The following is a 13,701-nucleotide window of genomic DNA, read 5'->3' as shown; positions in this document are numbered from 1 at the left end:
AAATTGTCTCCTGGCGCGGCTCCCCCGCTCCCTATTTGTCCCAGTTGCGTAAGTCCTGATATAAATATTATGTCTAATTAAAAACCTAATAACCTAACAACTAATTCCCCCGATTCATACAAATGAATAACCCAATAATCAACCCTCATCAACAACTAATTCAGCGATTAGACTTAATGCTTCGCGCCCGCTATCCACTGCTGTATATAGTGGGGGTCGAAGAAGGACCAATAGAACAAGTCCTGCAACAACTGACGCAACTATCCCAGACACCACGACAACTATTATTATGGGATATAGTCACCGGTTGGGATGACAATGGTAATGATAAAAATTCAGTCATGGGTGCATTAGCAAGAATAGCCAAAGCACCCGAAAATACCACCACAATATTTGTATTGCGAGACATACATTTTATCCTCAAAAACCCCGACACCGAAAAAAATGCTCCCGTAATTCGTGCCATCAAAAACCTGACACGACAACTCAAACGCACCCGCCAAACCCTCATCCTCACCAGTCATATATTAACGGCTTTTGGTAGTTTAGTAAATGGAAATCGGCGCGATTTTACCACAGAAGATATTTTACTAGCGATATCAGAAACAGTCCCCTTAGCGGCCATAGCTAAGGAGCAAATCGCCAACTTAAAACGCTGGGCTGCGGAAGCAGGAGCAAGAACAGCTTCTATAGATATGCAATTAATGGAAGAATTAAAAACCTATTCTCAGCAACAAGGTTTAGGTTTCTTAGAAGTCGATTAACAGGAGTAAATATATATGTCTCATTTTACCACAATCAAAGTCCAAATCAAACAAGGGGAAATTCTGCATCAAGTATTGCAAGAATTAGGCTATGAAGTGGAACAAAACACCAAAGTCAGGGGCTATATTGGTAATACTACTCAAGCCGAATATGTAATCCGTCAAAAGAATGGTTATGATTTAGGCTTTCGTAAACAGGGAGAAAATTATGAATTAGTCGCAGATTTTTGGGGTGCAAAAATTAATCAAGAGGAGTTTGTAAATAATATTACCCAAAAATATGCCCATAAAACCTTAATGGAAACCATTCAAACCGAGGGTTTTAACATCGAGGAAGAAGAAGTATTAGAAGATGGTACTGTGCGCGTTATAGTAGGTAGATGGGTTTAGTTCTTTTTCCATAACCTTTAAAAATCTTGGCACAATTCAGCCTCGAAATAAATTCCTAATCTCATAGCCAAGGTGGATGAATGGGATAGAAGTGGATGTGTTACATGGTAGCTTTTAAAAGAGAGGACTTTAGTCCTCTGTGGGAGACGCTACGCGAACACTACGAACTTTAATTACAAAAGGGAAGAAGCATTATGGCGGAATATCAAAAGATTGAATATCGCATTGGTAAAGATGGCAAGATTGTAGAAAAGGTTTTAAATGTAACTGGTTCTAGTTGTGTGGAAACCACAAAAAGTTTAGAACAATCTTTGGGAGAAATAGAATCTCAGAAACTCTTACCGGAATATTATGAAGGAGATGAATTAATTACCACATCTGAAAATCAATCTTTGCAACAATGGTGATTAATTTTCTCTCAACCAAATGATTTCATCTGTCAAACCTTTTCTATTTTTTAAATAAACACAATAATATGTTAGAACAGTTGAATCATCTTGCTTTTGGTGTAATTCTGGTATTAGCTATTTATCTGATTTTCTGGTTTTTGTTTGTAGGAGAAAATCAACCTCATATCACTCAACCTGTAGCTTCTCCCAACACAGATAAACAAATCCAAGATTTAGAAATTCAATGTCAGCGAATCCGAGAGGAATTAAAACAACAATCTCAACAATTACGCAGTGATTTTCAAGCTGAAACTTTTACCCAACTGCAAACGTTACTCAGCAACTATCCGACAGTTAAGAAAATGGCTTTAGCTAATCCTGATTTACCTGCGAAAAATATAGTTTCTCTATTTACATCTTTAGATAATCTAATTTCTAGCTGGGGTTATACTTCCATTGGGGAAACTTGGGAACAGGTGAATTATCATCCTCAATTACATCAAGCTGATAGTGATGATATTGCAGAAGGTGAATTAGTCTATATTCGTTTTATTGGTTATCAAGATGGTGATAAAATTCTCTATCCAGCTAGGGTGAGTCGCACTCTTCCCGGTGGATATAATCACAATTAAATTATACAATATTTTCGGGTGAATATCTTGCCCGCACCTGCATTACACAACCCACATTTTAATATTATTTATCGGTTTTGTTGGGTTGCACTGCCTTTAACCCAAGCTACTATGAATGAATTATGACGACTGTTGCTATCGATTTTGGTACAAGTAATACTGTTGTTAGTATTTTAGAGTCTGATACTCAACTACCTAAAACTTTACGTTTCCCTAATTTATCAAGTTTATTTGTTGGTGTTTCTGCTGAGGGTGAGAGGTTAGAAATTCCAGTTATTCCTAGTCTACTCTATATTAAATCAGATCATCAGGTCATATTGGGTGCTGGTGTCCGTAGTCAAAGGTTGGGACTTTCTCAAAGTTACCCTCCTGAACGTTTGTTTAAAAAGTTTAAACGTGATTTGGCTGGAGACTATCAACCACCAGCACGACATATTGAGGGGATAAATTATGATTCTCTTGGTGTATCTGAGTTATTTATTCAGAGGATTTGGACGGAAATTAAAAAACAAAATATTCAGCCAAGTCATTTAATTTTTACGGTTCCTGTTGGTGCTTTTGAACGTTATTTAGATTGGTTTAGAAGTTTAGGTGAAAAGTTAAATGTTCCTCAAGTCTCAGTTATAGATGAATCTACTGCTGCGGCTTTGGGATATGCTGTTAAACATCCCGGTGCTTTAATTTTAGTGGTAGATTTTGGCGGGGGAACTCTGGATTTAAGTTTAGTCCGAACTGTGGCTAATGCTAGTGAAAATTTACGCGCTGAGGTTTTAGCTAAATCTGAAGCTTATACAGGTGGGGAAGATATTGATGTTTGGATAGTTGAAGATTATTTACGTTCTCAAAATTTAACAACTGAACAAGTTGGGAAAATTAGTTATCAAAATTTGTTAGAAATTGCCGAAAGGTTGAAAATTCAATTATCCAGAAATGAATCTGTAGCCGAAAGCTGGTTTGATGATGAATCTTTTATGTCTTATGAGTTAAAAATTACTCGTAAAAAGTTGGAGGAAATTTTAGAATATCGACAATTTTTACAACAGTTACGCGATGCGTTAGATGAGGTTTTAGGTTTTGCCCTGAGAAAGGGTTTTGCTAAAAATGATATTGAGCAAGTTTTGTTAGTAGGAGGAAGTTGTTTAATTCCCGCAGTTCAACAAATTATTATATCATATTTTGGTAAGAATAAGGTCAAGCTTAATAAGCCCTTTGATGCGGTGTGTCATGGTGCTTTAGCGGTGAGGCAATTTACAGAAATTGATGATTTTCTGCGTCACAGTTACGCGATTCGTTTATGGGATGCTTACAGTAAAAGTTATACTTATCATTGCTTATTTGCACAAGGTACAAAATATCCTTGTGAGTCTGATGGATGGTTAAATTTACAAGTTGCAAATCATGGACAAAGGGAGATTTGTTTAGATATTGGTGAGTTAGGCGCTATGGCGCAAACAGAAATTGCTTTTGATGCCTCTGGAAGAATGACTAGCAGTAATCTCCAATACCAAGAATGTTATCGTTCTTTAGATAGTCAGCATCAACAGGTTTGTGTGGCTAAACTTAATCCTCCCGGAGAAGCAAGAGTTGATCGGATATCTGTGTTATTTTACGTCGATTCTCGGCGGATTTTGTTAGCTACTGTGAAGGATTTGTTGACGGGAGAAATATTGGTTGATAGAGGAGAAATTTATAAGTTGCGGTAATATGGCAATCCGGAATCAATAGTATTGGAAAGTGAGTTACAGGAAGTTTGAGGAAATTACAGTAAAGATTGTGGATGTGGATTAATAACGCCTTTGCCACAGTTTGATGGTGTTATCATTACTCCCAGAAGCTAAGGTGCGACCATCCGGGCTGAAGGCTACTGAACGAACCCAATCTGAATGTCCGGTGAGTGTGGCGATTGACCGCCGGGTGGCGACATCCCACAGTTTGATGGTTTTATCTTCACTACCAGAAACCAAGGTTTTACCATCCGGGCTGAAGGCTACTGACCAAACCCAATCTGAATATCCGGTGAGGGTGGCGATTTCCGCTTGAGTGGCGACATCCCACAGTTTGATGGTTTTACTCCCAGAAGCTAAGGTGCGACCATCTGGGCTGAAGGCTACTGACAAAACCGAACCTGAATGTCCGGTGAGAGTGGCGATTTCCCGCCGGGTGGCGACATCCCACAGTTTGATGGTTTTATCGGAACTCCCAGAAGCTAAGGTGCGACCATCTGGGCTGAAGGCTACTGAAAGAACGTAATCTGAATGTCCTGTGAGGGTGGCGATTTCTTGCCTTGTGGCGACATCCCACAGTTTGATGGTGTAATCCCGACTCCCAGAAGCTAAGGTGCGACCATCGGGGCTGAAGGCTACTGAATTAACCTCGTATGAATGTCCGGTGAGAGTGGCGATTTCTCGACGGGTGGCGACATCCCACAGTTTGATGGTTTTATAACTCCCAGAAGCTAAGGTTTGACCATCCGGGCTGAAGGCTACTGACTCAACGTAATGTGAATGTCCGGTGAGGGTGGTGATTTCCGCTTGGGTGGCGACATCCCACAGTTTGATGGTTTGATCGGAACTCCCAGAAGCTAAGGTGCGACCATCCGGGCTGAAGGCTACTGAATAAACGTAATGTGAATGTCCGGTGAGGGTGGCGATTTCTCGCCATGAAAATAGTTCATAAGCTTTTAAAGCATCAATGACCTGAATAGACTTATTGTCTCTAGAGGACAGAAGATTATAAGCCGCATCCTTGACATCATCTGATTCATCTGTATTTAAAGCTTGGAGAAGTAATTTAACCCCATCGTCCCCATAGTTCAAGGCTTGAGATATGGCATTTATCCTCACATTGGGGTCAGGGTTCTTATACCTCTGCTGCGCCCCTTGGATTCCCCCTAAGACCAGGGCATTTTCTGGAGCGTTACCAGTACCACCTAGTACTAGATCAAATTTCCCTGGTTGTGGCTCGTTCATCTTAGGTTACCACTGGTAGTTAATTTAGTCTTGGGGACATTATATAATGACGTGTTACCCAATACTTGTCAGGTGTAAAGGTAATTGTCAAGCATTTAGGACTTACGCAACTAGCACAGGCGATCGCGAAGCGCTGCTTGCATCTGTGTGTAGCAATCGCAAAATGAAAGGACATTGGTATTATATAAGTGATGTCAAGGACACGGGGGGATGCCTAGTGTAGTTGATAGTAGAAAGGTATGAATAAAACCAGATTCAGATAGCGATTCATGAGAAAATAGGTAGAGGGTGTAAGAGGATGTTTTAAAAGGTATGATTAGTGTATCAACTATTGTTTCACCCCACACTAACCCTCCCATTGTAAGGGGAGGGAACTGGATTTTATTGTTTTTTGTGCGTTCCCCATTCCCTATTCCCTATCCCCCATTCCCTGCTCCCTGCTCCCTCCTCCCTATTCCCTGTTCCCTGTTCCCTGTTCCCTAATATAAAAATTACCTGTTTAACACTTTCCAAACATCCTTTAAGAGAGAATGTTGGTGATGAGCATGAGATTTACAAAGCTTAATTACTGCCAATACTTATTAAGCAGTCAAATTAATTACACGATTACCAATTTAGCAGAGCATTTAGAGCAGATTAGCCATGATGCAATTAATTATTATTTGAAGAGAGAAAAGCTAACACCCCGGTTACTATGGGAAAATGTGAAAGACATAATTGAGGGAGATGCCAATGGTTACATAATATTTGATGATAGCGTTTTAGACAAAAGATATTCTCAAGAAATAGAGATGGTGAGGAGACAATATAGTGGGAATGAACATGGGGTAGTCAAAGGAATTGGTGTGGTTAGTTGTGTATATGTGAATCCTCAAGTTAAAAGATTTTGGGTAGTAGATTATCGAATTTTTAATCCTGATGTGGATGGTAAAACCAAGATAGACCATGTGAAAGATATGCTGTCAAACCTGGTGTATCAAAAGCTTTTACCGTTTGATACGGTTTTGATGGACACGTGGTATGCGGTAAACAGTTTAATGCTTTATATTGATAGTCTAGAGAAAGTTTATTATTGCCCTTTAAAAAATAATCGGTTATTTGATGATAGATTGGGTAAAGAAAAATATAAACGAATTGAATTATTAGAATGGAGCGAAGAAGAATTAGAATGTGGTAAAATCATAAAAATTAAAGGATTTCCCGCCCAGAAAAAAGTGAAATTATTCCGGGTTGCTGTTTCTAATAACAGAACGGATTATGTCGCCACCAACGATTTATCTCAAAGTTCCACGAATGTTGTACAAGAAGTGTGTAAAATTCGGTGGAAAATTGAGGAGTTTCACAGAGAGATTAAACAACTAACAGGCATTGAATCTTGTCAATGTCGTCAAGCTAGGCTTCAAAGAAATCATATTGCTTGTGCAATGTTGGTTTGGATTAGATTAAAGAATTTAGCCTATCAAACTGGACAAACTGTTTATCAAATCAAGCATAATTTGCTGTCTAATTATTTAATACAGCAACTCAAACGCCCAAGTATTTCTATGTACTTGGTTTAATTTAAATTGTCGCGTGGCGCGGCTACCCCCTCTCCCTGTTTGTGCCAGTTGCGTAAGTCCTGTAATATTCAAAATTTAATCAATCGTTTCTTGAGTGCAAGTCAAATAATTAGAATTTACCCAACCTTGCAACCCCTCAACTTTTTTATTCGGTCCTTTAAACACAGTTACATAAGCCCAGATGCCTTGTTGTTTGTGTAACAAAACTTCATTGCCATTATTTAGACCTGCTCTGGATTTACCGTTGGGAGTAAACCGCAGTGCTAATTGTCCAGTTTTGATATTGACCACATCACACCAGGTAACTACTTTTGCATCAACTTTAGGTAGGTTTTCTGCAATTGCTACCATTTTTTCACGTAATATTCGTTTATTGTTGTGAACAATGGTTAGGTACATACCCTCATCAGAATCTTCCTTCCAGGAAACCGAGTAATAATAATCCCCGTTTACCCATGTAGTACCCCGATAACCCTGATCACGCCAGTTTGTACCGTCTTCTAATCGGATACATCGGTTTTTTTGGTCACAGCCAACATAGACTCTGGTGGTTTCAGTGTCGAATATGTTAATCGTGAATTTTCCCGCACGGTAGGTATCAGCTTTAGCTTGTAAGTTGGTGCTGACAATACAAGCGGTGGTTATCGCTGCGGTTAATAATAATCGTTTTAAGTTCATGTTTTCCTTTAAGAATTTGGGGGTGTATTGGAAATGGCGATCGCCTAAATAATCAGTATAATAAAATCAATAATTTATCTTGATTATTTAAGTAATTCAGTTGTTTGTAAATATTCAATAACAGATGTTTTATCAAATTCACAATCACAACCGGCACTCATTTTTATTACACCCTTACCGGGAACATTAAAAATTCCATAAGCACCATAACCACCTTGAGCATCTACAATTGTTTCCATTCAAAGGATAAAACCATCAAACTGTGGGATGTAGCCACCCGTCAGGAAATCAGTACCCTCACCGGACATTCAAATGCGGTTATTTCAGTAGCCTTCAGCCCAGATGGTCGCACCTTAGCCTCTGGGAGTTGGGATGAAACCATCAAGATTTGGCAAAGGCATTAATTAACCTATACAGATTCTGAACTATAGGGGATAATCACCCCGGCGGGATATTTACAGCACCTTGCACCGAATCAGAAGTACAGATATAAATGATAAAACTTTTGTGGGGTGGGCATCTTGCCATAGGTGTCAAGTTAAGGCATCAACCCAGATGTCAAGTGACCTAGCAGCCGTTCGTCGGTGTCGTTGACGAACGGCTTTGAGCAGACCCATAGAACGATAATGTTCTACAAGCCAAGGAATAAGTTGTAACTCCGGGTTAAGTAAAAGTGCGCGGTCAAAAAAATACAAACTGCGGAATACCATTTCCACAGAGATACGATCTAAAGGTTACTGTAAAGCGATCGCTACATCCGCAGACAAGTCATTGAGAACGGCGGAAAAAATCCAGGTAGCATAGATTTGCATCTGGACACCATTAGTCCCACCTACCCACAAATAAGACAAACCTAACAACCTCTTGGTCAATAAAAATGCGTCTTCAATGCGCCAGCGTCGGCGATATAAATCACAAACTTCCTGTGCCGAAAGTTGTTGTGGGTCTAGAACATTCGTTAAGTAGTGATACCAAGTCTTGCCCCATAATACAGATACTTGACGCATGGGATGGCGACAGGGGTTTGTATGATGCAATCCCATTTGAATAATGTCGAAAGTCTGGATTTCCTGCCTTTTTCCTGGGTTTACTCATGCTTCTTCTCTACACCCTTATATTCAGTTTAAGCATGAGTTTTACCCTCTTGACACTAAGCCATTTTTCTTAACTTGACACCTATGGCAAAATTCCCGCACCACAATAGGTTAACCAAACTGGATCTTTTTGAGCTGACGTTATCTAAAACCTACTCAAATCTACTTTGAAAAAGTAGATTTGAGATAGTTTACTTCCGTACTTTACCCGGGAAGTGTCGGAACTACCTTTCTCCACAGGCTTTGAGATTGGGTGTAAATCACCCTACTATTAGGTGTTTTAGGCTCGATTATTACCTAAAAAATGAATAGACGTAACATATTTGACCGTTAAAGTCTATATCTTTTCCGGTAAATGAGTAGATTTGATGAGATTTTTTGATTGTGTTCAAAACCCCATAGAAATCTAAGAGTTGGTTTTTTAGATGTAGGATTCAGGATTTTTTCATTTTGCATCTAAAGTTGCCAATCTCAAACTAAAACCCAAAAATGTGTATCCATTGATGCCGATACTCTTTGGCGTAGAGTCTATTACAAGAGAGGGAGCATTTTCTACTCGTCCTATCTACCACTACCACGCTCATCAGCAAAATTGACAGTTATGATTTTTGTCTTCATGATCCCAAAATCAATTAAATATTCCTGAACATCTGAACTGGTTATAATTGACATATACTAGCTTTTTACTGCAGTTAACTAGGATTACCTATTCTCGCCAAATGATATGGCAATAGATGAATACTAACTAACTCAAACCATCCAACAAGATTGCTTTTATCAGCAATATCCGTGAAGTTGCCAGCAGTTTTTAATACTTACACTCTTTTTTTATCTGCCGCCACTACTGTTATTCCTATTGCTTCATTGTTTTAATTATCCCGATAAATAGTGATTAAGTTTGTGTTATAGGATGCTGATTCATCTGGTCTTGCTCCGATTTGCTCCCTACTCTTAAGTTGGTCAGCAAAGTTAAGGAAGAAAATCAAAAATAATCAGAAATATCAGAATTAAGTTTTGATACGGTTCAATTAAATGAATACAAAATTCTTATATGTATCAAACATAGTTTTGAAAAAAATTGCCCGTTTACTTAACCCTACTTATTGAATACGTTGTTTAAATCCAAAATCCGGATAGTTTCAATACAAAACTCATATTTAAAAATTAAATCCTGAACTTCTCTTCCTCAGTAGTATTCCCCGGTGAAATTGGGGATATACAGACCAACAGTGACTGACGGTAAATGAATGAGATTAATTTATTTAAATGATTTTTATTAGAAGTTATACTTATAAATTTATGTAGCTCAGAATAGGTATAAACATCAGATTATATATTGACATATAGCATTTCCCATGATCGTGATTTACAAAGTTTTTTAGTTTTAGGGAAAATGGAATAGGGAACAGGGAACAAACTGGTGTGTACTTCATTAGCCTCAAAAAGGCTTTAAAGCAACTTTTAAGTAAGTAGCTCCTACACAGTTAGGTTTTCTAATAGCTACTTACTTCATCAAAACTACTATTAACTACATAAAGCTTAAAGCCCGTCCCCGTACTTGTGTATTTACTTTGCCTTGGTCATAAACAATTTCACCACCGACAATAGTGGTTACAGGCCATCCTGTGAGATTCCAGCCCTCAAAAGGACTCCAACCACACTTAGTTAAGAGTTCCTCCCGGCGGACGGGATGATAGGTGTTTAAATCTACTAGAACTAAATCAGCATCGTAACCAGGAGTGATCGCCCCCTTATTGGGGATACCATAGGCCACCGCTACGGCGTGAGACATCCAATTAACCACTTGAGACACAGTACAGCGACCTTCCTGAGCCGCAGTTAACATCACTGGGAGAGAAGTTTCTACCCCCGGCATTCCAGAGGGGGTATTGGGGTATTCTTGAGCCTTTTCTGCCAAGGTGTGGGGGGCGTGGTCTGTAGCAATAAAATCAATCACACCGTCTCGCAGAGCCTGCCACAGTACCTCATTATCGTGGGGCGATCGCAAGGGTGGATTCATCTGGGCTAAAGTGCCAATTGTTGCATAAGCACTAGTATTCAATACCAAATGCTGTGGTGTTACCTCTGCTGTCACCCAACTAGGTTTATCCTGACGTAGTAACTCAGCTTCCTCCGCCGTGGACATATGGAGGATATGCAGACGACGTTGATATTTGCGAGAAAGTTTTAATGCTAATTGAGTGGCTAAAAGTGCCGCTTGATTATCTTGAATCTGAGAGTGAACCGCCGGATCATGAATACCGGCAAATTCCTGACGACGTTGGTTAATTCTCGCTTGGTCTTCCGCATGAACAGCAATTAAGCGATCGCCTCGAGCAAATATAGCATCTAAAGCCTCTTCTTGATCCATGAGTAACTGACCATGCATCGACCCCATAAAAACTTTAATTCCTGGTGTCGGCGTTGCCAAAAGTAAATCTGGCAGATTCTCAGGGGTAGCGCCAATGAAAAAGCCATAATTAACCACGCACTTACTGGCTGCACGCTGCAACTTATCATCTAAAGCTTGCTGAGTGGTAGTCAGAGGCCGGGTGTTGGGCATTTCCAAAAAGGAAGTTACACCACCTTTGGCACAGGCACAACTGGCTGTAAACAAGTCTTCCTTATATTCTAGACCCGGTTCACGGAAATGCACCTGGGGGTCAATGACTCCCGGCAACAAAGTTAACCCTTGAGCGTCAATTTCTGTAGTTGCTGCAGCGGTGGAAATCTGGGGCGCAACTTCAACTATTTGGCGATCGCGCGTTAGCACATCTCCCACCATTGACTCACCATTGGGGAGAATAATATTAGCGCCGTGAATTAGTAAACTTTGTGGAGATGACATGATGATGTTAACAGGATGTGGATAGGTACTCGTGCTTTGAGGTTAAACTTGATTACCCTTGTTGCGATTTATTTTTACATATCCTGAATAGCTTTGGCATCCAAGAGCACAAAAAGTTAATTCTTAATTACTCAACCCCTCTATGATCAATGCTAACTTCAAGTCGGAAAACAGAATTTACTCGTTAAGATTGAAGAATATCTTCTCCCCCAAGGAGTTAATTACTGTACCCCTCCCAAATTTTCAGTAATTTCATGAGAAATCAAGTGTCTGATAACAAATCCGCTCAACAATCCGATAATTCTTGGCTTGCCGAACTAGCTAGAACAGTTGTACTAAGCATTGTGCTAGCTCTAAGCATTCGTACTTTTGTAGCTGAAGCTCGTTGGATTCCTTCGGGTTCTATGGAGCCTACACTCAATGGTACTCCCGACCAATGGAAAGCAGACAAGATAATTGTCGATAAGTTGAAGTATAGGTTTTCTCAACCACAGCGGGGAGATATTGTAGTCTTTTCTCCCACAAAAACACTACAAGAAGAAGAATATAACGATGCCTTTATTAAACGTATAGTAGCCCTACCTGAAGAAAAGGTAGAACTCAAAGATGGGCAAGTGTATATTAATAATCAACCCTTAGAGGAAATTAACTACCTGTCCCCTACCCAGCGTACAGAAATTGATGTTTGTATGTCAGCTTCTCAGCAAGCATACTTAGCACAACCGCAAACCATACCCCCTGACTCCTACTTAGTTTTAGGTGATAATCGCAATAGTAGCTATGACAGCCGCTGCTGGGGTGTTGTCCCCCGGGAGAATATTATCGGTCGTGCCGTCCTTCGCTTTTGGCCTCTCAATAATATAGGGGGACTGAATTAGCCAATAATTAGCCAATAATTAGCCAATATTGTCCACTTAGAGTCAATTATACCACTCCCTGGGAATGCAGCCCAATCACTTGGGTTGATTTTTTTCGGTACTAATGACTAGTATCAAATATTAACTAGTCGTCATATCCTCGTTTTCAGTCCACCCATAGGCCTGCGACGTTAATCACCAGGGGTGTCGTCAAACCCGCAACTCATCTGATGGCTTCCCTTGGCTGAAAAATCAAATAGTCGCAGCCAAATATCTGACTATAGAGGGTTGACAGACCATTGACAACAATGAGACTCTAACTACTAAGAACTCAAGATCAGAAAATCAAGACTTTTTTATATATTCGAGACTACTATTTTTAGTTTCATAAAAGCATAATAGAAATGTGACTGATTTGTTAGCCCCTTTACAATCCTTGAAAGCAGGAAACTGGTTCAAACTGATATGCGGAGCCAGCTACCAACATCTGCCGGCCGTGAGAAGTTTAACATTAGCCTATACCTTGGCAGGTGCTGACTGTATAGATGTGGCTGCTGACCCTGCTGTGATCGCTGCAGCCCAGGAAGGGTTACAAGTAGCCAAGAGTTTAGTCAAGGATGCAAAACAGAGGGGTTATGGCTATCAGGGCAACATACCTTTTTTGATGGTGAGCTTGAACGATGGCGAAGATCCCCATTTTCGTAAAGCCGAGTTTAACTCTAGTGAGTGTCCCGCAGATTGTCCTAGACCCTGTGAAACTATTTGCCCAGCACAAGCCATTGTCTTCAACAGTAGCAGTGAATTTTCGGGGGTGGAATGGGAAAAATGTTACGGATGCGGTCGTTGCATACCGATTTGCCCATATAGTAAAATTTATACTAAATCTTATATATCCAGTGGGACAGCGATCGCACCATTAGTGATTTCCAGGGTAGTAGATGCCTTAGAAATTCATACAAAAGTCGGAAATTTGGCAGAATTTCAGCAATTATGGCAAACAATTTCACCATGGGCAGACCAACTCCAGGTAGTAGCCATTAGCTGTCCAGATGGAGAGGGAATAATTGACTACCTCCGAAAAATTACTGAAATAATCACACCATTATCTGGTTCCTTAATTTGGCAAACAGACGGCCGCCCTATGAGTGGTGATATTGGGGATGGCACCACCTTAGCAACGGTGAAATTAGGGCAAAAAGTTTTGACAGCTAACTTACCGGGGTATGTCCAATTAGCAGGTGGCACTAATAGCTACACAGTTGCTAAGTTAAAAGCAATGGGGCTATTGAAATCTCTCAACAGTGCTCATGTTTCTGGCATCGCTTACGGTAGCTACGCCCGTGTGCTGCTGTCACCAGTTCTCGAACAGTTAGAGAATCAGGAGGTGAGTCAAACCAGTGTTAAGGCCAAACCGCGCCTAGAAGAAGAACCCGAATTACTCTGGCGAGCAGTCAAGCTTGCCCATTCCCTAGTTTCCCAGATCAAGTCACAGCAGGAGCTATAATTCCTGGTTCACTTCCG

10 protein-coding genes and 3 pseudogenes are annotated in these 13,701 nt (G+C 40.2%); 9 read left to right on the top strand and 4 right to left on the bottom strand.

Annotated features, from left to right (window positions below):
• Positions 1 to 122: 122 nt before the first annotated feature.
• From IM676_RS19905 to IM676_RS15685, 5 genes are all read left to right on the top strand, one after another.
• On the top strand, positions 123 to 764 hold the full coding sequence (locus IM676_RS19905) for a hypothetical protein (protein WP_225880385.1): 642 nt from the start codon (positions 123 to 125) through the stop codon (positions 762 to 764).
• 15 nt (positions 765 to 779) lie between these two features.
• Positions 780 to 1,154: a DUF1257 domain-containing protein gene (locus tag IM676_RS15700; protein ID WP_200987750.1), complete on the top strand. Its 375-nt coding sequence runs from the start codon at positions 780 to 782 to the stop codon at positions 1,152 to 1,154.
• A gap of 194 nt (positions 1,155 to 1,348) precedes the next feature.
• Positions 1,349 to 1,561: a DUF2997 domain-containing protein gene (locus tag IM676_RS15695; protein WP_200987749.1), complete on the top strand. Its 213-nt coding sequence runs from the start codon at positions 1,349 to 1,351 to the stop codon at positions 1,559 to 1,561.
• A gap of 68 nt (positions 1,562 to 1,629) precedes the next feature.
• Entirely contained in the window at positions 1,630 to 2,175 is a 546-nt protein-coding gene (locus IM676_RS15690) for a nucleotide exchange factor GrpE (RefSeq protein ID WP_200987748.1), read from the top strand.
• Between the two features lie 122 nt (positions 2,176 to 2,297).
• Positions 2,298 to 3,878, top strand: a complete 1,581-nt coding sequence (locus tag IM676_RS15685) for an Hsp70 family protein (protein ID WP_200987747.1) — start codon at positions 2,298 to 2,300, stop codon at positions 3,876 to 3,878.
• 81 nt (positions 3,879 to 3,959) lie between these two features.
• Here IM676_RS15685 and IM676_RS15680 read toward each other — a convergent pair.
• Positions 3,960 to 4,826, bottom strand: a pseudogene (locus IM676_RS15680) (WD40 repeat domain-containing protein); the annotation flags it as partial.
• A gap of 863 nt (positions 4,827 to 5,689) precedes the next feature.
• Here IM676_RS15680 and IM676_RS15675 point away from each other — a divergent pair.
• On the top strand, positions 5,690 to 6,703 hold the full coding sequence (locus IM676_RS15675; RefSeq protein WP_200987745.1) for an IS701 family transposase: 1,014 nt from the start codon (positions 5,690 to 5,692) through the stop codon (positions 6,701 to 6,703).
• Between the two features lie 75 nt (positions 6,704 to 6,778).
• On the opposite strand, the gene IM676_RS15670 is transcribed toward IM676_RS15675, so the two are convergent.
• The gene (locus IM676_RS15670; RefSeq protein ID WP_200987744.1) at positions 6,779 to 7,381 is read right to left on the bottom strand and encodes a hypothetical protein; all 603 of its coding nucleotides are present in this window, start codon (positions 7,379 to 7,381) and stop codon (positions 6,779 to 6,781) included.
• Positions 7,382 to 7,620: 239 nt separating this feature from the next.
• Between IM676_RS15670 and IM676_RS15665 the strand changes: the two are divergent.
• Positions 7,621 to 7,785, top strand: a pseudogene (locus IM676_RS15665) (WD40 repeat domain-containing protein); the annotation flags it as partial.
• 129 nt (positions 7,786 to 7,914) lie between these two features.
• On the opposite strand, the pseudogene IM676_RS15660 reads toward IM676_RS15665, so the two are convergent.
• A pseudogene (locus IM676_RS15660) lies at positions 7,915 to 8,436 on the bottom strand (IS4 family transposase); the annotation flags it as partial.
• A gap of 1,567 nt (positions 8,437 to 10,003) precedes the next feature.
• Complete coding sequence (locus tag IM676_RS15655) at positions 10,004 to 11,323, bottom strand: dihydroorotase (protein ID WP_200987743.1); 1,320 nt, start codon at positions 11,321 to 11,323, stop codon at positions 10,004 to 10,006.
• A gap of 254 nt (positions 11,324 to 11,577) precedes the next feature.
• On the opposite strand from IM676_RS15655, the gene lepB reads away from it, so the two are divergent.
• Positions 11,578 to 12,201 (top strand): signal peptidase I, encoded by a 624-nt coding sequence (gene lepB, locus IM676_RS15650; RefSeq protein ID WP_200987742.1) that lies wholly within the window; start codon positions 11,578 to 11,580, stop codon positions 12,199 to 12,201.
• 385 nt (positions 12,202 to 12,586) lie between these two features.
• The gene (gene ldpA / locus IM676_RS15645) at positions 12,587 to 13,684 is read left to right on the top strand and encodes a circadian clock protein LdpA (protein ID WP_200987741.1); all 1,098 of its coding nucleotides are present in this window, start codon (positions 12,587 to 12,589) and stop codon (positions 13,682 to 13,684) included.
• Positions 13,685 to 13,701: the final 17 nt, after the last annotated feature.

The sequence above is a fragment of the Anabaenopsis elenkinii CCIBt3563 genome, assembly GCF_015245355.1.
Taxonomy (GTDB): Bacteria; Cyanobacteriota; Cyanobacteriia; order Cyanobacteriales; family Nostocaceae; genus Anabaenopsis; species Anabaenopsis elenkinii.
Note: the sequence above shows the minus strand (reverse complement) of the source record. Positions and strands in the feature narration are given on the sequence as shown.

Excerpts from the sequence above, each read along its gene's own strand:
- IM676_RS19905 (WP_225880385.1), top strand. The coding sequence starts at position 123 with ATGAATAACCCAATAATCAACCCTCATCAACAACTAATTCAGCGATTA.
- IM676_RS15700 (WP_200987750.1), top strand. The coding sequence starts at position 780 with ATGTCTCATTTTACCACAATCAAAGTCCAAATCAAACAAGGGGAAATT.
- IM676_RS15695 (WP_200987749.1), top strand. The coding sequence starts at position 1,349 with ATGGCGGAATATCAAAAGATTGAATATCGCATTGGTAAAGATGGCAAG.
- IM676_RS15690 (WP_200987748.1), top strand. The coding sequence starts at position 1,630 with ATGTTAGAACAGTTGAATCATCTTGCTTTTGGTGTAATTCTGGTATTA.
- IM676_RS15685 (WP_200987747.1), top strand. The coding sequence starts at position 2,298 with ATGACGACTGTTGCTATCGATTTTGGTACAAGTAATACTGTTGTTAGT.
- IM676_RS15675 (WP_200987745.1), top strand. The coding sequence starts at position 5,690 with ATGAGATTTACAAAGCTTAATTACTGCCAATACTTATTAAGCAGTCAA.
- IM676_RS15670 (WP_200987744.1), bottom strand. The coding sequence starts at position 7,381 with ATGAACTTAAAACGATTATTATTAACCGCAGCGATAACCACCGCTTGT.
- IM676_RS15655 (WP_200987743.1), bottom strand. The coding sequence starts at position 11,323 with ATGTCATCTCCACAAAGTTTACTAATTCACGGCGCTAATATTATTCTC.
- lepB (WP_200987742.1), top strand. The coding sequence starts at position 11,578 with ATGAGAAATCAAGTGTCTGATAACAAATCCGCTCAACAATCCGATAAT.